Source organism: Candidatus Nitrosotalea sinensis (assembly GCF_900143675.1).
Taxonomy (GTDB): domain Archaea; phylum Thermoproteota; class Nitrososphaeria; order Nitrososphaerales; family Nitrosopumilaceae; genus Nitrosotalea; species Nitrosotalea sinensis.
The window spans coordinates 268607-286843 of the sequence record NZ_FRFC01000003.1; the positions used below are offsets into that span (position 1 = coordinate 268607).

At 35.8% G+C, this 18237-nt stretch carries 21 protein-coding genes and 2 tRNA genes; 15 read left to right on the forward strand and 8 right to left on the reverse strand.

The genetic code is table 11. The features are described 5' to 3' along the window. Nucleotides 1–10: 10 nt before the first annotated feature. From NSIN_RS03040 to NSIN_RS03050, 3 genes are all read right to left on the reverse strand, one after another. Nucleotides 11–718 carry a creatininase family protein gene (locus tag NSIN_RS03040; protein WP_101009336.1) on the reverse strand — a complete coding sequence of 236 codons (708 nt, stop codon included), beginning with the start codon at nucleotides 716–718 and terminating at the stop codon, nucleotides 11–13. Beyond that, nucleotides 715–1572: a phosphoribosylglycinamide formyltransferase gene (gene purN / locus NSIN_RS03045; RefSeq protein WP_101009337.1), complete on the reverse strand. Its 858-nt coding sequence runs from the start codon at nucleotides 1570–1572 to the stop codon at nucleotides 715–717. Before purN ends, NSIN_RS03040 begins: the two co-directional genes overlap by 4 nt. 341 nt (nucleotides 1573–1913) lie before the next feature. Further along, nucleotides 1914–1998 (reverse strand) — tRNA-Leu (locus NSIN_RS03050). Between the two features lie 49 nt (nucleotides 1999–2047). Here NSIN_RS03050 and glmM point away from each other — a divergent pair. From glmM to infB, 6 genes are read left to right on the forward strand one after another with little or no spacing between them, the layout of a single operon-like run. Next, nucleotides 2048–3394 carry a phosphoglucosamine mutase gene (glmM, locus tag NSIN_RS03055; RefSeq protein WP_101009338.1) on the forward strand — a complete coding sequence of 449 codons (1347 nt, stop codon included), beginning with the start codon at nucleotides 2048–2050 and terminating at the stop codon, nucleotides 3392–3394. Nucleotides 3395–3454: 60 nt separating this feature from the next. Further along, nucleotides 3455–3841 (forward strand): 50S ribosomal protein L7Ae, encoded by a 387-nt coding sequence (rpl7ae, locus tag NSIN_RS03060; protein ID WP_101010004.1) that lies wholly within the window; start codon nucleotides 3455–3457, stop codon nucleotides 3839–3841. Then, on the forward strand, nucleotides 3838–4044 hold the full coding sequence (locus NSIN_RS03065) for a 30S ribosomal protein S28e (RefSeq protein ID WP_101009339.1): 207 nt from the start codon (nucleotides 3838–3840) through the stop codon (nucleotides 4042–4044). The genes rpl7ae and NSIN_RS03065 overlap by 4 nt, the downstream gene beginning before the upstream one ends. A 6-nt stretch (nucleotides 4045–4050) precedes the next feature. Beyond that, nucleotides 4051–4254: a 50S ribosomal protein L24e gene (locus NSIN_RS03070; protein WP_101009340.1), complete on the forward strand. Its 204-nt coding sequence runs from the start codon at nucleotides 4051–4053 to the stop codon at nucleotides 4252–4254. After that, nucleotides 4255–4656: a nucleoside-diphosphate kinase gene (ndk, locus tag NSIN_RS03075; protein ID WP_101009341.1), complete on the forward strand. Its 402-nt coding sequence runs from the start codon at nucleotides 4255–4257 to the stop codon at nucleotides 4654–4656. 6 nt (nucleotides 4657–4662) lie between these two features. Further along, nucleotides 4663–6447 (forward strand): translation initiation factor IF-2, encoded by a 1785-nt coding sequence (gene infB / locus NSIN_RS03080; protein WP_101009342.1) that lies wholly within the window; start codon nucleotides 4663–4665, stop codon nucleotides 6445–6447. On the opposite strand, the gene trxA is transcribed toward infB, so the two are convergent. Further along, nucleotides 6444–6824: a thioredoxin gene (gene trxA, locus NSIN_RS03085; protein WP_320410664.1), complete on the reverse strand. Its 381-nt coding sequence runs from the start codon at nucleotides 6822–6824 to the stop codon at nucleotides 6444–6446. The genes infB and trxA overlap by 4 nt on opposite strands. Before the next feature lie 40 nt (nucleotides 6825–6864). After that, nucleotides 6865–7281 carry an archease gene (locus NSIN_RS03090; RefSeq protein WP_101009343.1) on the reverse strand — a complete coding sequence of 139 codons (417 nt, stop codon included), beginning with the start codon at nucleotides 7279–7281 and terminating at the stop codon, nucleotides 6865–6867. 91 nt (nucleotides 7282–7372) lie between these two features. On the opposite strand from NSIN_RS03090, the gene hisS reads away from it, so the two are divergent. Further along, entirely contained in the window at nucleotides 7373–8647 is a 1275-nt protein-coding gene (gene hisS, locus NSIN_RS03095) for a histidine--tRNA ligase (RefSeq protein ID WP_101009344.1), read from the forward strand. Here the strand turns inward: hisS and NSIN_RS03100 are convergent. Further along, nucleotides 8631–9302, reverse strand: a complete 672-nt coding sequence (locus NSIN_RS03100; RefSeq protein ID WP_101009345.1) for a translation initiation factor IF-6 — start codon at nucleotides 9300–9302, stop codon at nucleotides 8631–8633. The two genes, hisS and NSIN_RS03100, sit on opposite strands and share 17 nt — an antisense overlap. Before the next feature lie 76 nt (nucleotides 9303–9378). Between NSIN_RS03100 and NSIN_RS03105 the strand changes: the two genes are divergently transcribed. The 3 genes from NSIN_RS03105 to NSIN_RS03115 all read left to right on the forward strand — a co-directional run bounded on the left by NSIN_RS03105 (nucleotide 9379) and on the right by NSIN_RS03115 (nucleotide 10593). Continuing rightward, a complete protein-coding gene (locus tag NSIN_RS03105; RefSeq protein WP_101009346.1) occupies nucleotides 9379–9825 on the forward strand; it encodes a 4Fe-4S dicluster domain-containing protein in 447 nt (148 codons plus the stop codon). 41 nt (nucleotides 9826–9866) lie between these two features. Further along, on the forward strand, nucleotides 9867–10400 hold the full coding sequence (locus NSIN_RS03110; RefSeq protein WP_101009347.1) for a 4Fe-4S dicluster domain-containing protein: 534 nt from the start codon (nucleotides 9867–9869) through the stop codon (nucleotides 10398–10400). Nucleotides 10401–10509: 109 nt separating this feature from the next. Beyond that, nucleotides 10510–10593, forward strand: a tRNA-Ser gene (locus NSIN_RS03115). Here NSIN_RS03115 and NSIN_RS03120 read toward each other — a convergent pair. Beyond that, complete coding sequence (locus tag NSIN_RS03120) at nucleotides 10594–11550, reverse strand: replication factor C small subunit (RefSeq protein ID WP_101009348.1); 957 nt, start codon at nucleotides 11548–11550, stop codon at nucleotides 10594–10596. A 400-nt stretch (nucleotides 11551–11950) separates the two neighbouring features. Here NSIN_RS03120 and NSIN_RS03125 point away from each other — a divergent pair, with 400 nt between their 5' ends. Genes NSIN_RS03125 through NSIN_RS03145 form a run of 5 tightly spaced genes read left to right on the forward strand, consistent with a single transcriptional unit; the run spans nucleotide 11951 to nucleotide 17760 of the window. Further along, entirely contained in the window at nucleotides 11951–12337 is a 387-nt protein-coding gene (locus tag NSIN_RS03125) for a DNA replication complex GINS family protein (RefSeq protein WP_245871888.1), read from the forward strand. Further along, nucleotides 12334–14415, forward strand: a complete 2082-nt coding sequence (locus NSIN_RS03130; protein WP_101009350.1) for a minichromosome maintenance protein MCM — start codon at nucleotides 12334–12336, stop codon at nucleotides 14413–14415. The genes NSIN_RS03125 and NSIN_RS03130 overlap by 4 nt, the downstream gene beginning before the upstream one ends. Further along, entirely contained in the window at nucleotides 14412–16535 is a 2124-nt protein-coding gene (locus tag NSIN_RS03135; protein WP_101009351.1) for a DEAD/DEAH box helicase, read from the forward strand. The genes NSIN_RS03130 and NSIN_RS03135 overlap by 4 nt, the downstream gene beginning before the upstream one ends. Then, complete coding sequence (locus NSIN_RS03140) at nucleotides 16535–17530, forward strand: MraY family glycosyltransferase (RefSeq protein ID WP_101010008.1); 996 nt, start codon at nucleotides 16535–16537, stop codon at nucleotides 17528–17530. Before NSIN_RS03135 ends, NSIN_RS03140 begins: the two co-directional genes overlap by 1 nt. Beyond that, the gene (locus tag NSIN_RS03145) at nucleotides 17527–17760 is read left to right on the forward strand and encodes a hypothetical protein (protein ID WP_101009352.1); all 234 of its coding nucleotides are present in this window, start codon (nucleotides 17527–17529) and stop codon (nucleotides 17758–17760) included. The genes NSIN_RS03140 and NSIN_RS03145 overlap by 4 nt, the downstream gene beginning before the upstream one ends. Here NSIN_RS03145 and NSIN_RS03150 read toward each other — a convergent pair. Beyond that, nucleotides 17757–18233 (reverse strand): acyltransferase, encoded by a 477-nt coding sequence (locus tag NSIN_RS03150; RefSeq protein WP_101010010.1) that lies wholly within the window; start codon nucleotides 18231–18233, stop codon nucleotides 17757–17759. The genes NSIN_RS03145 and NSIN_RS03150 overlap by 4 nt on opposite strands. Nucleotides 18234–18237: the final 4 nt, after the last annotated feature.

An 18237-nucleotide genomic window follows, 5' to 3' on the forward strand; every position in this document is an offset into this window, starting at 1 on the left:
GGTGAAATTTTCAACCTGCTCCAGTGAGGCAAGTTTGACTCTCTTTTGATAAATTTGAGATTATCTCCTTTAGAATCGTTTTTCCTGCTCTTGCTGTAGCAGTAGTAGGATCTCCCCAAACGCCATTTTTTGTGACAGAAATAAATGACTTGTTAGCTTTTTTACTTATTCTTTTTAGATCGCTAACTGGCATATTTTCAGGTACTAATCCCTTTTCGGCTTTGTGCATGGATACCTTATTTGATATTGCTAACATGATGGATGTTTCAACAAATCCTGCATGATCAAATTTTCTTTTCATAAAACGCCAATACGAATAGACAAAAACTCGTTGTCTAGTTGTCTTGGATATTTTTTCTGGTATTTTTTTTAACGCATTTTGGTTTCCGTGATGTCCATTGAGGATTATGACTTTTCTTATGTTGTTTTCTGATAACGAATTACATAATTCTATCAAGATCCTCTCCAAGATGCGGCTGGATACACTCATGTTGAAAAATGGACGATGTTCATAGGAGACGCCATATTCTATGGTAGGTAAAAGCAAAAATTCATTTCTTTCAGCTACTTGCCTTGCTATGTGCGAAACAATATCTGTATCTGTGGATATGGGAAGATGTGGACCATGTTGTTCAATTGAACCAACAGGGATTATTGCGACTGTATCTTTTTTTGTTAATTTGATAATGTCTGTATTTGTAAGGTCTCTTGCTATCATTTAGATCTCTTGGGTTTGACATGAACCTTTCCCCAATATACCTCTAGCCTTTCGTCCAAATGCATTTTTACAGCTTCTAATAGTGTACTTGCTTCTAATTTTTGCCCCTTCTTTTTCAGTGACTCTATGGTTTCATTTTCATTTATTGCAAAAGCATCCTGAAATATTATAGGTCCTTGATCCAAATCTTCTGTTACGTAATGGGCCGTACAACCTACTATTTTTGCTCCTCTCTCATACGCTTGAACATAAGCAAAGGCACCTGGGAATGCAGGTAATAATGACGGATGTATGTTGATTACTCTATTGGGATATCTCCAGACAAAGTTAGGTGAAAGTATTCTCATGTATCTTGCAAGTACTATCAGGTCCACATTGAATTTTTTTATTATTGAGATTATTTTTTCCTCTGCCTTTTGCTGGTCCTTCTCATCAACTAATACAAAAGGAATTTTGGCTTTTTTTGCTAAGGGGGATAAAGTGTCTTCTGTACCTATTATGACTACAATCTCTCCATTGATCTTCCTCTTTGTCCTTGCATCTAAAATTGACTCAAGACAATGAGGTTCTTTTGTAACAAGTACTGCAACTTTTTTGCTTTTTGATATTTCATAATGTATGTTTACCTCCATCTTCAGGTTTCTTGCTAAATTCTCTGCTTCTTTACTAAATTTTTCCATATCTAGTTTCTTTACAAAAGACGCTTCTAGATACATTCCAAAAAGTCCCTTTACCACATTTTGATTAATTTTCTCTATGTTTCCATCATTCTGAAATATGAAATTAGTAAAACCAGCCACTACTCCTTCATGATCTTTTCCTACTATGACAAGTTCAACAATGGTTTTGTTCATTCTAACTGTTAGACATACTGCACTTATTAATACTTAAATAGCCTTTTGGATACGTCGTATTGTAAGAATGCTAGTCCAACTAGATATTATAATTCTGTAATGTGTTGCTAATGGGAGATACTAGTTTTTCAAATTTCTATACAAATGAGGGATTCTGATGGACAAGCAAAAAAATTCTCATAGATCTCATAATCGTGGAAATAGTTATGATCACAATAATCCTGTCAAAATTTGCAAGGTTTGTTCCACCATAGGTGATTGGCACTGCTATGAGTGCTCAAACAATTTCTGTAGTGCCCATTTTCACAGTCATAAAGAAATGCAACTCTGTATTGTTTAGGTGCGGGAGGTGGGATTTGAACCCACGAACTCCTAAAAGACAGGGTCCTAAGCCCTGCGCCTTTGACCAGGCTTGGCAACTCCCGCATGCACCATGATTTTTAAGACAAATTTATTCTATTGTCGATGGTAGGGCATGGGGAAGTTATTTGGCACTAATGGGGTTAGGGGGGTATTTGAGGAAGATCTTACCCTTGATTTCATATCCAAAATAACTGCTTCACTTGCAGCTTTTTTTAAAAAAGGGCCAATTCTTGTAGGTTATGATGGACGAGTATCAAGCACAATAATATCAAAAGTAGTAATAGCTACTTTGAGTTCCTCTGGTCTTGATTCTGCTGTATGTGGTCTAGTTCCTACTCCATGTCTACAATATGCTACAAAGAAACTCGGATATAATGGTGGCATAATGATTACCGCATCACATAATCCTCCGCAATATAATGGACTGAAGGTTATTGCAAAAGATGGGATTGAAATATCAAGAGAAGATGAGCTCAAAGTAGAAGAGATTTATTTTACGAAAAAATGGAAAATATCTAAAAAATTCGGTATTATTACTACTGAACCAAAAGCAATTGATGTCTATCTGTCAGGAATTAAAAAACAAATAAACATAAAAAAAATAAAATCGTTGCATCCTACAATAGTGCTAGATCTTGGTAATGGTGCTCAAGCAGAGGCTGCACCTATATTGTGCAAAGATCTTGGTTGCAAAACAATTCTAATAAATGAAAAAATTGATGGAGCTTTTCCTGGTAGAGGTTCAGAGCCTACACCTCAAAATTTAGAAAAATTATCAAAAATGGTTGTAAAATCAAAAGCTGATTTTGGAATAGCTTTTGATGGTGATGGCGACAGAAGCATTTTCTGTGATGAATCAGGAAAAATTCTTACAGGTGACAGATCTGCATTGTTGTTATCAAAATATATTCTACAAAAATATCCTAAATCAAAACTAATTACTTCTGTCAATTCAACATCTGTGATAGAAAAAATAGCTTCTGATTCACAGTCAAATGTTTTACGAACTAAAGTAGGTAGTGTTGAGGTATCACGTAAAATGGTTAAAGAAAAAGCAATTATTGGTTTTGAAGAAAATGGTGGTTTTATGTTTGGTAAACATAATCAAGTCAGAGATGGATCTATGACAATGGCAATATTGCTTGATCTTTTGGCAACTACTGGGAACTCTTTGTCTAAGGAAATGGATAGTCTTCCTCCATCTTTTACTACAAAAGACAAAATCAACTGTACAAAAGACGAATTCAAGAAAATCATTCAAATATTACAATCAGAACCATACAAAAAAGATCTTACCGATGGAATCAAGTTATCATTAGATACCTCTAGCTGGATAATGGTAAGACTCAGTGGCACTGAACCTATAGCTAGAATATATGCAGAATCTTCGTCACAATCTAAACTTGATGAAATATTTAACAAATACTTGCAAAAAGTAAAGGCAGTACTTGACAGATAACACTTTTAAAACCAATTGTAAGCACACAAAGAATGGAAATGATCCCAATGGGTGATACATGTGGCTAAGGCTTATTACGTAAAGTTTCAAGTGCCGGCTGACTTGGTTAGCCCGATATACGAAGCTGTAAGAGTTGCACATCAAAGTGGCAAAGTAAAGAAAGGTACCAATGAAGTTACAAAAGCAATAGAGAGAGGAATAAGTAAACTAGTAATTATTGCAGAAGATGTAGAGCCTGCAGAAGTAGTTGCACATCTTCCTATACTATGTGAAGAACATGGAATTCCATATGGCTTTGTTCCAAGTAGACAAGATCTAGGTAAATCTTTAGGCATTGATGTTACTTCTGCTGCTGCTGCGATATTAGACGCAGGAGATGCTCAACATATAGTAGACCAAATTGTGGCATCATTGTCGCAGATAAAAGGCGGTCAAGCTAACCAATGAGTACCGAAGTTCCTACTTCTGCCGAAGTTATACAAATAGTGGGTAGAACTGGAATTGCTGGTGAAGTTATACAAGTACGAGTAAAGATACTAGATGGAAAGGATAGAGGTAGAATCCTTACAAGAAATGTTAAAGGATCTGTAAGAATGTCAGACATTCTTATGTTGCGAGAGACAGAACGTGAAGCTAGAAAAATAAAGTGATAAAAATTGAGTGTTCTTGTCAAGCCTTGTAGTTTTTGCAATAAACCTGTAGCAAAAGGTTCGGGTACTATGCTTGTGAAAAACGATGGTACAGTCTTTTGGTTCTGTTCTTCAAAATGTAAAAAGAACATGCTAGTCCTAAAACGAGATCCAAGAAGACTCAAGTGGACCAACAGATATGTAAAAGGCGGAATTAAGGTCAAAAAGTAAATGACTGAACAAACATTATTCATTGTCAAGCCCGACGGAGTAGAAAGAAAACTCGTTGGAGATATTGTCTCAAGATTTGAACATAAAGGCTTTAAAATTGTAAAATTAAAGATGTTCACTTTTACAAAACAAATGGCTGAAGAATTTTATGCAGTACATAATACAAGACCTTTCTTTGGTGAATTAGTTTCTTTTATCACATCAGGAAGTGTTGTTGCAGCTATAGTAGAAGGAAATAATGCAATTGCTACGACTAGATTGATGATAGGATCTACAAAATCATTTGAGGCAGCACCAGGAACAATAAGAGGAGATTTTGGATTGGGAATATCTGATAACATCATCCATGCTTCTGACTCTAAAGAAAGTTTTGAAAAAGAAATAGCTGTGGTATTCAAGTGAAGATAATTGCAAATACGACAGCCCATAGTCGCAGTTCTAGGTCATGTAGATTCTGGTAAAACATCACTACTTGACAAGATACGAGGTACTGGCGTACAAGCAAGAGAAGCAGGTGGAATTACACAACATATTGGTGCAAGCTTTCTCCCTTCTGAGATATTAAAGAAAGTATGTGGACCATTATATGTAAAAATGGGAGGTGCAAACCAGGAGATACCGGGTTTACTTGTGATTGATACTCCCGGTCATGAAATATTTACAAATCTCAGGGCACGAGGTGGCTCTGCTGCAGATATTGCAATTCTAGTTATAGATGTCAATAGAGGATTCCAACCACAGACAAATGAAAGTCTAAAAATCCTCCAGAATAGAAAAGTTCCATTTGTTATAGCATTAAATAAAGTAGATATGATTTCTGGATGGAAAAAGAATCCTAAAACAATGTTCATATCACAATCTGTCAAGGAACAAGATTCATTTGTTCAAACTGCTCTTGATGAATTACTCTACAATGTAGTGGGAACATTATCAATTCTTGGATACAACTCTGAAGCATTTTACAGGGTTAAGGATTTCTCAAAAGAAGTTGCAATAGTCCCAGTCAGTGCACGAAGTGGAGAAGGAATGCCTGAATTGCTAGCAGTGTTGGTTGGATTAACACAGCAATATATGCAAAAAAAACTAGATCAAACAGAAAAAAAGACGCGTGGTATTGTTCTTGAGGTAAAAGAGGAGATTGGACTTGGAATGACTGCAAATATGATATTGATTGATGGTACTCTGCGAAAAAGTGATTCTGTTCTAGTCGCTAAAAGAGATTCTGTAATAGTAACAAAGCCAAAGGCAATTCTTCTTCCAAAACCATTAGATGAGATGCGTGATCCTAGAGATAAATTTAGACCAGTAAATGAAGTAGTTGCAGCGGCTGGTATCAAAATTGCATCGCCTGATCTTGATGGTGTACTTCCAGGAAGTCCTGTCTATGCAACTACTGAAGAATCAACAATTGATGATCTCAAAAAACTAATCGAGTCTGAAATGAAATCTGTATTCATCAAGACTGATACAAAAGGTGTCATTCTAAAATGTGATACTATTGGATCATTAGAAGCATTAACTGATATGTTGAAAAAACAGAACGTTCCTGTGTCTACTGCAGATATTGGACCTGTTACACGACGCGATGTTATGGAAGCACTTGCAATCAAAGAACGAGATAGACATCTGGGTGTGATAATAGCATTTAATGTGAAAATTTTAACAGATGCTCAAGAAGAGGCAGAAGCAAATCACATTAAAATTTTCCATGATCAAGTAATCTATAGTCTTATTGATAATTACGTAAATTGGGTTCAAGATGATACTGCAAATGAAGAGAATGCCGTATTTTCGGAACTTACACCAATATGCAAATTTACCTTTCTGAAGGGTTTTGTTTTTAGAAAAAATAATCCTGCTGTATTTGGAGTTTTGATAGATGCGGGAACATTGAAACAAAAAATACCTGTAATGAGTACAGATGGGAGAAAAATTGGAATTGTACACCAGATACAAGAAAATGGAAAAAGTGTAGATGTTGCAAAAAAAGGTAAAGAAGTGGCAGTATCAATCCAAAATGTAACAATAGGTAGGCAAATATCTGAAGAAGATGTTCTCTATTCTCTGCCGCCATCTCCGGAAGCAAAACAACTGCTCAAAACTTTCTCTCATAAATTGAGCCCTGAAGAATTTCAAACGCTACAGGAAATAATCGAGATTCAAAGAAAAGTTAACCCACTTTATGCTTACTAGGAGTATTTTTGAGCAAGCATATGTAATCCGGGCTCTCCTACTGCACCCATTGCCTTGTCAACAGGCTCTCCATTACTAAATACGATGAATGTTGGAATTGAATACACTCCATATCTCTGTGAGATTCCAGGCGCATTATCCACATTTACTCTTGCAAATCTAATAGTTTTGTATTTTTTTGCAATCTTCTCAAAAATGGGAGACATGAATTGACATGGACCACACCACGTTGCCCAAAAATCTACGATTATTGGTGTATCACCAGTTATGGATTTATCAAAATTAGAATCTGTTAAATCTAAAATTTCAGGTTCCTTGTATGATTTCATCTCTTCTAATTTTCTTTTCATGATCTTTTCTAATTCTTCATCTACCAAAACTAGTTTAACTTAGATGCTAGCCATTTAATAATTTAGCCTAAAGATCTAAAATGAATCGCATCAAAACAGGCTTTTCCTCTATGATTTCCATCAAATGATAAGTTGGTGCCTTGATCTCCATTTTAAAATGATGTTTTTCAACATTTATCTCCTCCCCACTGATATTTGCTAACAAGTGACATGTGTCATTCTTTGTTATTTTAACATGAAATATTTTTACTGCAAAACCGTCTGTAACTGTGAGAATTATGATTTCTTCAAGCCAGTTATACAACAAACTCTTCAAATTATCTGCATGAAGTTCCATGGTCCTGTCTTCCTTGACCTCAACTGATTTTATGTCAATGATCGTATCAACAACAGATATTCCAGCATTCTCAAAGGCTTCATCTATCGTATCCCCGGTAACCTCAATGAATGCATCTGTCATGTGTTCCAGATATCGATAAGTCATGAATTGGTAGGTGTGTTACACACTATTTATTCTAACAATGATTTGATAATCAGAAAGTCTAAATGCATTAGAAAAAGAATGAGTCTTGAAATTGGAACTACCGCGTGGAATGAGAGACATTGAATCAAAAGAGTCTTCTAAAATTGAATATGTTCGTCAAAAATTCATAGAAACGTCAACCTTGTTTGGTTTTCAATTTATGGAACCTTCCCCCATTGAATTACTATCCGTTCTTGAAACAAAAAGCGGTCCGTCAATAAAAAATGAAATCTATCATTTTACTGATAAGGGAGATAGAGAAATCGCATTACGTTTTGATTTTACAATAGGACTTACCCGCTTTGCTACATCACAAAAATCTATGAGATTACCAGCAAAAATTTCTACATTTGGAGGTGTGTGGCGTTATGATGAACCACAAAAGGGTAGGTATAGATTTTTCCATCAATGGGATATAGAAATCTACGGTGAACCAAATGTAGAATCTGATGCAGAAATAATAGATTTTACATCTAAATTCCTATCTAGTCTAGGTCTTGAGAATGTTGTAATTGATGTATGTGATAGAGAATTGGTAGAATCATATGTCAAGAATGTTTTCAATACTGATTCGCCTGACATTATTGGAGATATTCTTAGAGCTGTTGACAAGATTCAAAAAAAGCGAAAGCAAGACATCGTTAGAGAATATCAAGAAAAAGGATATTCTGTGCCTGAGTTAGAAAAAATTCTTGATTTCTCTGAGATAAAAGGATCCCCCACTGAAATAGAACAAAGAATTGATACTACACAAATAAAAAACTGGGACAAGATTTTACGATTATTTGAGACTCTACAAAATAGAAATGTGGATAATATTAGAATCAATTTTGGTATAGTGAGAGGACTTGACTATTATTCTGGAATTGTATTTGAGGTATTTGAAAGGAATTTTGATGTAGGTGCACTGGTGGGCGGTGGTAGATATGATACCTTGACTAGGGCCTTTGGGCGAAATGATCTTGGAGCTACTGGTGCAGCTGGAGGAGTAGAAAGAATTGCATTATTATTAGAAAAACAACAAGTAGAATCAAACAATAAGAAACCTAGGGTATCAGTAGTTTTTGTTAATGATGACATGCAAAAAATTGCAATTAATATTGCATCTAAATTACGATTAGAGGGAATAGCTACGGATGTAGAATTATCAGGAAAATCCTTGAAAAAACAAATGGAGATTGCCTCTGACTCTAAATATGTGATAATAATTGCTCCAAAAGAATATGCTGAAAATTATGTTATATTGAGAAATATGGAAAATGGATCTGAAACCTCAATAAAAATTGATTCTGTATTGAATGAAATTAAATCTAATCTTGAACTTTAAATGCTCTAGTTAACATTACAAGTTCTGGGCCATTTGTAAGTACTCCTACTACTAGGGCATTATTGTTTGCAAGTATTCCGGAGGAAAGATATGGCGAACCGCCGTTTATGGTTGCTGGCTCTACCTCGACCCCTAGTGTTTGTGATATTATTCTAATGTCCTCTTCCTCTGATGATGGATGAATAATTCCTCCGTGTGAGTTTGCAACAATCATAGCACCAGTTTGGTGGTATCCAGCTACTCTTCTTCTAATTACCTCTACTCCCAAAACATCTTCTATTGTCTTGACATTTTCTGTTGGAATTAATGGTGATACTATAGCTCCCTTATCATTTGCACAAATCAAATTTCCTAACGCTGTATGTTTTGTATCTAATATGTCTACATTTAGTCCAGTCGATCTCTTCAAATGCACAACCTCTTCTTCATGACAATTACGTGGGAGCAAAAGTCCTTTGTTGTTTACTGCCATTAATGGACCAAGTAATCTTGTATTTGCCACTGACGTGAAAACGTATTCTGTTTTTAAGAAATCGGCAAGGTTCTTTGCTTTTGTTTGAGCAAATCCATTTGGTATGAAAACGAACTTATCGTTACATTTGGCATAAATGCCTACGTTAGGATTGCGATATACATCATACTTGAAAATTCCCAATAAGCTAGGACGATTTGTGAAAGATATGAATTTATCTTGTATACACTTTAAATAAGTAACAGCAATTTCAGATAGTATGCCCATAGATCCAAATTTTCCTACAAATCATAAAGTAATTGAAAAATTCAAAGATCCATTAAGTGAAAACTATCACCTAGTTTGGGGTCCTGGACGACTTGCAGAAGCCGCTTCGGATCCTAAAGTTATAGCTGATTATCAAGCTATAGGTGAAGAAATAAAACCAATTGGAGTACATGGTACGTTTGTAGCAGTAGATTGGGACTCATGTATTGCAGATGGGATCTGTTTGATGAGTTGTCCTACCAAAGTTTTTGAATGGTACAAAAATCCTGGTGAAACTGGACGAAAAGATAGAAAAGATTACACTGATAAAGCAAATCCTGTCAAAGAGGCTGACTGTATTTGGTGCATGGCATGTGTTGAAGTATGTCCGACAAAAGCAATCAAAGTTGATCAGCTAAGCCAAGATATTCATGAAAGAGAGATTGCAAAACTTGCATAGCTTTGTCTAGGTTTAAATAACATAGCCTGCGACAAAAAACTATGCCGATACCAGAAGACTTTCCAAAGGGTTACAACCCACTTGGAAAAATAAATCACGCCGATGGTGAGCATTTTCACTTCAGATGGGGCCCTGGTAGATTAGCAGAAGCTTCAAAAGATGAAAATTGCATCGCATCATTCAAGGCTCGAGGAGAAAAAATCGAACCATTGGGTGTAAGTGGTACAATGGTAGCAGTAGATTGGGATTCATGTGTCGCAGATGGTGCATGCATTGAAGCATGTCCTGTGCAAGTATTCCAATGGTATAGAACAGAACAAGATATTCCTGCAAAACAGACAGTAAATGCAACATTTGCTGGAACTGGTAGTTCTGAAAAAGAACATAGAGCAGACTACACTGACAAGGCTGATCCAATTAGAGAGCACGATTGCATTTGGTGCATGGCATGCGTTTCAGTTTGCCCACCACAAGCTATCAAGGTAGATCAATCTAACTTGGAACACCATGAGAAAGCAGCCGGAACCTTTGTAAAAATGGAAACCGGTTCTGTCAATCCACACGCACACCACTAAATTTTTTCGTCCCTTTTCTTTTTCTTATTGCTAGTCTCTACATGTAATGTCTAAACTTCTCAGTTTGGCAAACTTAACAAATTTTAACAAGTCCTTATCAAAAAAACTTGCAGAGGTCGCCTAGCCCGGCATGGCGTGGGCCTTGAGAGCCTATGTGCGCAAGCACCCGGGGGTTCAAATCCCTCTCTCTGCGCTATTCTTTTTCTATACTTCCTAATTCTGCCAATAATGCAGATAGTTGAATTTCAGGATTTGCTCCTATGATTAATCTATAATCATATTTTGCTATGATCTCAAGCATCTCTGATAGATGCGATGTTTTGGTTTTATAGCATTCTTCATTAAGATATTTCAAAAAATCTGATTCTGACATGCCATATACTTTAATGAGCTCAATCATCTTGTTTCTTGCCTCTGAAGTTTTTCCAGCAAGCGCAAGCTTGAAGACTGAACTTACATCACTAGTTTTGGCAAGTCCTGCAGAGGATTTTACATTATCTTCATTTATCACACCTATGCTCGCTGTTGCTTGTAACATGTTTATTGTATGACGCATGTCTCCCTCTGAATATTGGTATAAAGTTTTCAAACCTCCTTGTGTATACTTTATTTTCTCTTTTTTACAAATTTCTTCAAGATGGTTGATTATGTCATCTTCTGGTATTCTAGTAAATTTAAAAACAGCACATCTACTCTGTAACGGTTCTATTATCTTTGATATGTTGTTTGCAATCATTATGAATCTACAATGCTTTGCGGCATCTTCAATAATTCTTCTTAATGCAGTTTGAGCATCTGAAGTCATCTCATCAGCTTCATCTAAAATTACAAGTTTGAAAGGTATGTTTGTATCTAAACCTGAAAATCTTGCAAATTTCTTTACTCTTTCTCTGACCATGTTTATACCACGCTCATCTGATGCATTCAATTCTAGTGTGTATTCTCTCCACGAATCTCCAAGAATCTCTCTTGCAAGACATAGTGCAGTGGTGGTCTTACCCACTCCTGCTGATCCAGAAAATAGTAAATGTGGCATCTCTGATGTATTTTTTAAAAGTGATTGTAAACTACCAACAATTTCCTTCTGATTTATGATGTCTGAGATCTTTGTTGGACGATATTTTTCTACCCACATTGATGATTCAGTCATAGGGACATACGTCTTTCACTTACTAATAAAATTAAGTTTGAGGATCTACCTTCCAATGTATAGTAGCTAGGGTATTCTGATATGACCTTGCTATTATGAATGAAAAAAAGTTAATTTTTGTATGATTACATTAGGTCAAATTGAACATACGTCAGTATATGCAAATAGGAAGAAATTTGTACGGATAAAAGATGGATCAAATGATCAAACAAAATGGTTAACAGAATTGATCGATCGATCCCTTTAGAAGGTCATAGGAGGATCGAGTAAATTGCATGTCTCTGAATTAATCCAAGTACATAGTATGGGATATCGCCTACAGGATGTTAAGGTGAATTTTAGTCATGATTTGAAAATAGAAGCTCCATTAGTATCTATGGAATCTAAACAGGGGGAAATATTGAGCATCCCCAGGTGGATAGCCGAAGTACTCTCTACGGAAAAGCTCGTTGAAGTTCAAGATAATGATATGATTGTAGCACTAAAACAAGCAGTCATGAAAGAGAATGTACAAGGAGATTTTGATCTAGCTACACTAGAACTAGATTTTTACATTAAAGTAAATTCGTTCACCAAGAGACTACCACAAGATGATCGTGATAAAATAGAAAGCATGTTAAATTCTCTGATTCGTAAAAGACAAGGAAAGATAATCCGATTGGCAGATTCGTCAAAGATGACAGCTGATCTGGCTAAAAAATTAACAATAGAGGAAAGAGCATTATTTGATTATATTCATAATAATAGCTCTGAATTTAAAAAACAGATAATTGGAGATAAAAAATGACTGCACAGTCTGAATCTATCTCTAAAAGTAAACTGCAAGATCAAGTAAAAGATTTTCTTAGTCAATTCAAAGACAAATCTGGATCTTACAAGTATGTTGATGAAATAGATCAAATGATGGCAAAAAAAACACAATATATTGTTGTTGATTATAATGATCTAGTTTCATATCCTGAGATAGAATCTATGTTTACCATTGATCCTGATGAAATACTCAGAGCTTTTGGAGGTGCAATAAAAGATGTCCTAAAAGAAAGGTTTCCACAGTATGCAGAAAAGATTCGTCATGATATACGTGTAAGAATCTCCAATTATCCGTCACAGAGAAGCTTACGTGAAGTGAATGCCGAAGTAATTGGTAAAGTAATTAGTGTGTCTGGAATGGTAGTACGATCTTCTGAAATTAAACCTCTAGCAAAAGAACTAGTATACTATTGTCCTGATAATCATAAAACTGTCAGAATTCAAGAAAAAGGATTAGAATTCAAAGAACCATTAAAATGTGATAATGGAAAATGTACTCACCGAGATCTAGAGATAAGCCCTGAACAAAGTAAGTTTATCGATTTCCAAATGGTTAGATTGCAAGAATTGCCAGAAGATCTACCGCCAGGTCAACTACCACATTATCTGGATGTTACAGTTCTACAAGATTTAGTTGACAATGCAAGACCAGGTGATCGTATCATATTGACTGGGATTGTGAGAATTGAACAAGAACATATCCCATCTATGCGAGGAAAAAGTGGTATCTATAGACTACGTGTTCAAGGAAATAACATTGAATTTCATCGTGGGCGTGGAAATAAAACATCTAGAAGTACAGAGCGAGAAGAGATCTCTCCAGACGAAGAGAGAATAATAAAATCTCTTGTTAAAAATCCTGATATTTATGACAGACTTGTGGCTTCCTTTGCACCACATGTTAGTGGACATGATATCATCAAAGAAGCAATCTTGTTGTTGATCGTTGGTTCAACACAAAAAATACTTGCAGATGGAGCTAAAATTCGTGGTGACATCAATGTATTTTTGGTAGGTGATCCTGGTACTGCAAAAAGTGAAATGCTCAAGTTCTGTGCAAGAATTGCACCAAGGGGATTGTATACATCTGGAAGAGGTTCTACGGCAGCAGGACTTACTGCAGCAGTAGTACGAGATAAAATTGGTATAATGATGTTAGAGGCAGGTGCAGTCGTATTAGGAGATCAGGGACTTGTCTGTATAGATGAGTTTGATAAAATGAAACCAGAAGATCGAAGTGCTTTACATGAAACAATGGAGCAGCAATCTGTAAGCATTGCAAAGGGTGGAATTGTTGCAACATTAAATGCTAGAACCTCAATTTTAGCAGCAGCTAACCCGATGTTTGGAAAATATGATCCATTCAAGAATATAACTGAAAATGTCAATCTTCCGGTTCCTCTCTTGACACGTTTTGATTTAATTTTTGTTGTACGAGATATTCCATCAAAAGAAAGAGATACCAGAATTGCCAGACACATCCTGAATTTGCATCATACAACTGGTGTTGATACAAAATCGCTCATTGATGTTGATATTCTAACAAAATATTTGTCATATGCAAAAAGATATGATCCAAATCTAACTCCAGAAGCAGAAGATCTTATACTCAACTACTATATGACAATGAGAAATGTAGAATCTGAAGGAATGATTACTGTAACACCAAGACAACTAGAAGGACTTGTGAGATTAGCCACTGCAAGAGCTAGATTGTTAATGAAAACTCAAGTTGATGCAGAAGATGCAGAAAGATCTATTTTTCTTATGCAGAGTATGTTACAAGATGCCGGGGTTGATGTTAATACTGGTAAGGTCGATCTTGGGGTTCTCCAAGGACGACCCCACAGTGAAGTATCAAAAATGCAACTGTTCATGGATGTTATGAGATCCCTTGAAGGAGATGAAAAGAGACCTGTAGAAGAAAAAGCATTTGTTAAAGAACTTGCCAAGACTGGTAAATTTACAGAAGATGAAGCAAGAAAATATCTTAAAAAGTTGCAAAGAGAGTCAGCTATTTATGAATCCAAACCTGGTCATTATAACCGTGTATGAAAATAGAGCAACTAGATATTCCTACTTCTGTAATTGAGTTCTTGAAAATACAGGGCTACGTGAGCCTGTATCAACCACAAGAAAAGACAGTAAAAGCAGGATTGCTTGAAGGAAAAAATATTCTGGTTTCAGCGCCTACTGCTAGTGGTAAGACACTAATTGCGATTCTTGCAATAATAAAAAATCTATCTGAGAAGAGAGGAAAAATTGTCTATCTTAGTCCACTAAAAGCTCTGGCATCTGAAAAATTTAATGAATTCAAAAAACTAACATCTATTGATCTTGGAAAGAATGTGAAAATTCAAATATCTACTGGAGACTTTGATGTGTCTGACAGAAATCTAGGAAATAATGACATATTGGTATTGACTAATGAGAAAATGGATTCTATCATACGACAAGGAGCTGAATGGGTAGACGAAATAAGTCTTGTAATTGCAGATGAAGTACATCTTCTCGGTGATGATGATAGAGGCCCAACTTTGGAAATTGTACTTACAAAATTAAAACTACTGCCATCAAAGCCGCAAATACTTGCTTTGAGTGCAACTGTCACTAACGCTGACGAGATTGCTGATTGGTTAGAATGTAAACTGGTTCATAGCGAATGGAGACCAGTGCCATTATTCGAGGGAGTCTATGATCAAGGCATAGTAACCATGCAAGATAATAAAACATTTGAAATAAAAACAAGCATACGAGGACCCCCAGTAGACTTAGGGTTGGATTCATTAAAAAATGGAGGGCAAGCAATATTGTTTGCAGAAACCCGGGCACGCTCTGTAGCCCTTGCTACAAAAGCGTCTGAAGCAGTATCAAAGATACTACAAAATGAAGAAAAAGAACAACTTGCAGAAACATCACAAAAAATTTTAGATGATAATGAACATACTGATCTTGTCAAAACACTTGCTGGTCTAATTAAAAATGGAGTAGCGTTTCATCATGCTGGTCTTAATCCAAATTGTAGAGATGTGGTGGAATCTGAATTTCGAAATAAGAGAATCAAAATTTTAGCGTCTACTCCAACACTTGCTGCGGGAGTAAACCTTCCCGCTAGAAGAGTAGTTATATCAAATGTTACTCGATATGACGCAAAATACGGAGCAAACAAACCAATCAGCATATTAGAGTACAAGCAACTATGTGGTAGAGCAGGAAGGCCACAGTATGACAAATATGGGGAAGCGATAATTGTCAGCAATTCAAATGGTGAGGAAATCTTTGACTATTACATCAACGGAACTCCTGAACCAATACTATCAAAGCTCACAGGAGACAAAGCACTACGAATTCATCTTCTGAGTTTTGTATCTACAAGTCCTGGCATTAAAGGTGAAGATATCATAGATTTCTTTTCAAAAACACTATCTGGATCTCAGGAAAGAAAATCAACTATGAAATTTCATATACAAATATCGTTGAGATATCTAGAATCAGAAGGTCTTGTACAACAAAAAGGAAATAGATACATTGCAACAGATTTTGGTAAAAAAACTTCTACTTTGTATATAGATCCTCTTACTGCAGTGCTATTCAAAAAATCTCTAGAGAAAATTTCTACATCTGGACATACTCTTGGTCTATTACATCTAATTACAAGCTCAGAAGATTTTTTTCCAAAATTCTCATTACGTAATAAAGACTATGAATACATAGGAACTCTGATTGAAAATCATGCAGATGAGCTAATAGAGCATATATCAGAATATGATTGTAATCGTAGTCTTCTTGCTCTACGTGCTTGGATTGATGAATCAAATGAAATTTCTCTTTCTGATAATTACGGCATAGAGTCTGGGGATATGCACAGAATGGTTGAAACATCAGATTGGCTCATTCATGCACTTTATGAAATTGCAAAATTGGAAAGAAAAGACAGCCTGCTACCTGAACTTGATGTCTTACGATCTAGAATATTGTATGGAATAAAGGAAGAACTTATTGATCTAGTAAGAATAAAGGGGATTGGTAGAATACGAGCCAGACTCTTGTTCAAAAATGGCATTAAAACAACAGCTGATCTAGCATCAATACCTGTTGAAAAACTTGCAAAAATGGACAAGATAGGGCCAGTTATTGCAGAAAACATAAAGACACATCTAAAAAAGATAAGATGATGTTAGACAAAACAGTTGTAGCGGTATTAATCTCTGCAATTGCATTTGTTGTTGTTTATGGAACAACTCCTCGACTGATTTCTCTTCTTAATAAGAAAAACATGACTGTAAAGGACTACAATAAGGAGACTGCAACAATGGTCGCAAGACCGGGTGGTCCATCTATTCTTGTAGGTATATTGGCTTCAGAGTTTACTTTGTATGGGTTTTTTCCTTCTGCTTCAATTCTTGCAATAATATCTACAACTTCACTTGCCTTTCTTGTTGGGCTTGCGGATGATAGAAAAGTACTTGGTGGATGGTTTAAGCCTCTTGCACTTGCTGTATCTGCACTTCCCATTATCTTGCTTGGTGCATATGTTCCACCACATCTTGCCTTTCCACTATTTGGTTCAGTCAAGATCCCAGAACTATATCTTGGATTAATAGTAATCATGATTCCTGTTATGGGAAACACCATAAACTCTATTGACGTATTAAATGGCGTTGCAAGCGGATTTATGACTATCGCAAGTTTTGCTCTTACTATTTGTCTTGTAATCGTACAAAATTATGACATTGCACTGGCCAGTCTGCCTCTTGGTTTTGTTTCATTGGCATTCTACAAATATCACAAAGTTCCAAGTAAAATATTTCCAGGAGATTCTGGTGCTTTGACCCTTGGTGCAATGTATGGTGTGATATCCATTGTAGGTCATGTGGAAATTATTGCAGCAATTGCTCTTCTTCCTGCTGTGATAAACTCTTTCCTATTTCTCTCAAGTGTAAAGAGAATAATAGAACACAGACAGATAAAAGCAAAACCGGTAGTTCATACTGCAGACTTTAAGCTCATGGCCAGTGACGATAAATCTGCTCCTGTAACTCTTGTGAGATTGATTCTTGCAAATGGCCCTCTTACCGAAAAACAAGTGGGGTTTGTTATATTCAAATTGTCGCTATTTTCTGCAGCACTTGCAATAATAACATCTTTTATGATGGAAATTAAGCTATGAAAGGATCTTTGATTTTCTTTTACATATTCGTAATGTGGATATTGATAATTGCAGGAGGTGCTATAGTTGTACCAATAATTGCACACATCTCAATACATGGGTTTGGCAAACTAGATTCCATAGTGGATTCTTCTGTAAAAGCGGGAATCGCAATTATGCTTGTAATTATTTGGATTTTGATAATGTCAAAAATAAAGAATTGGATATTTCACAGGCAAATCAATCGTTAACTGTCTTCCCAGTTCTTCTTCTTCTTGTCATATTCCTCTCTTGAATATTTCACCTTGGCAGGAACTCCTACTGCTACACAATTTTCAGGAATATCTCTTGTTACAACTGCTCCCATTGCTATTACGCTATTCTTTCCTATTCTGACTCCTGCCTTTATTACTGCTCTTGAACCTATGACTACTCCATCCTCTATGATTACCCCTATCATTTTTTTGCTAGCTGGATAAGGATCATTAGTCAATGTAGCAGCTGGTCCAATGAAGACATTCTTTCCGATTCTTGATAGTGGTGGTATGTAAACAAGGCCCTCAATCATTGTATTTTCTCCTATCTTTACGTTGTAATCAATATGTGCAAGAGAGCCTATTTTGACATTGTCTCCAATTTCTGTATTGTCGCCCACATATGCAAAATGCCATATCCTAACATCCTTTCCAAGTTTTGCCTTTTCAGAAATAAAATTTGTTACCATTTTC

Bases quoted from the DNA above. Each gene is read 5' to 3' on its own strand.
- NSIN_RS03145 (WP_101009352.1), top strand. From the start codon at position 17,527: ATGAAAGGATCTTTGATTTTCTTTTACATATTCGTAATGTGGATATTG.
- NSIN_RS03140 (WP_101010008.1), top strand. From the start codon at position 16,535: ATGTTAGACAAAACAGTTGTAGCGGTATTAATCTCTGCAATTGCATTT.
- NSIN_RS03135 (WP_101009351.1), top strand. From the start codon at position 14,412: ATGAAAATAGAGCAACTAGATATTCCTACTTCTGTAATTGAGTTCTTG.
- glmM (WP_101009338.1), top strand. From the start codon at position 2,048: ATGGGGAAGTTATTTGGCACTAATGGGGTTAGGGGGGTATTTGAGGAA.
- NSIN_RS03040 (WP_101009336.1), bottom strand. From the start codon at position 718: ATGATAGCAAGAGACCTTACAAATACAGACATTATCAAATTAACAAAA.
- NSIN_RS03105 (WP_101009346.1), top strand. From the start codon at position 9,379: ATGCCCATAGATCCAAATTTTCCTACAAATCATAAAGTAATTGAAAAA.
- NSIN_RS03120 (WP_101009348.1), bottom strand. From the start codon at position 11,550: ATGACTGAATCATCAATGTGGGTAGAAAAATATCGTCCAACAAAGATC.
- ndk (WP_101009341.1), top strand. From the start codon at position 4,255: ATGACTGAACAAACATTATTCATTGTCAAGCCCGACGGAGTAGAAAGA.
- NSIN_RS03110 (WP_101009347.1), top strand. From the start codon at position 9,867: ATGCCGATACCAGAAGACTTTCCAAAGGGTTACAACCCACTTGGAAAA.
- NSIN_RS03065 (WP_101009339.1), top strand. From the start codon at position 3,838: ATGAGTACCGAAGTTCCTACTTCTGCCGAAGTTATACAAATAGTGGGT.
- NSIN_RS03090 (WP_101009343.1), bottom strand. From the start codon at position 7,281: ATGACTTATCGATATCTGGAACACATGACAGATGCATTCATTGAGGTT.
- NSIN_RS03150 (WP_101010010.1), bottom strand. From the start codon at position 18,233: ATGGTAACAAATTTTATTTCTGAAAAGGCAAAACTTGGAAAGGATGTT.
- purN (WP_101009337.1), bottom strand. From the start codon at position 1,572: ATGAACAAAACCATTGTTGAACTTGTCATAGTAGGAAAAGATCATGAA.
- NSIN_RS03130 (WP_101009350.1), top strand. From the start codon at position 12,334: ATGACTGCACAGTCTGAATCTATCTCTAAAAGTAAACTGCAAGATCAA.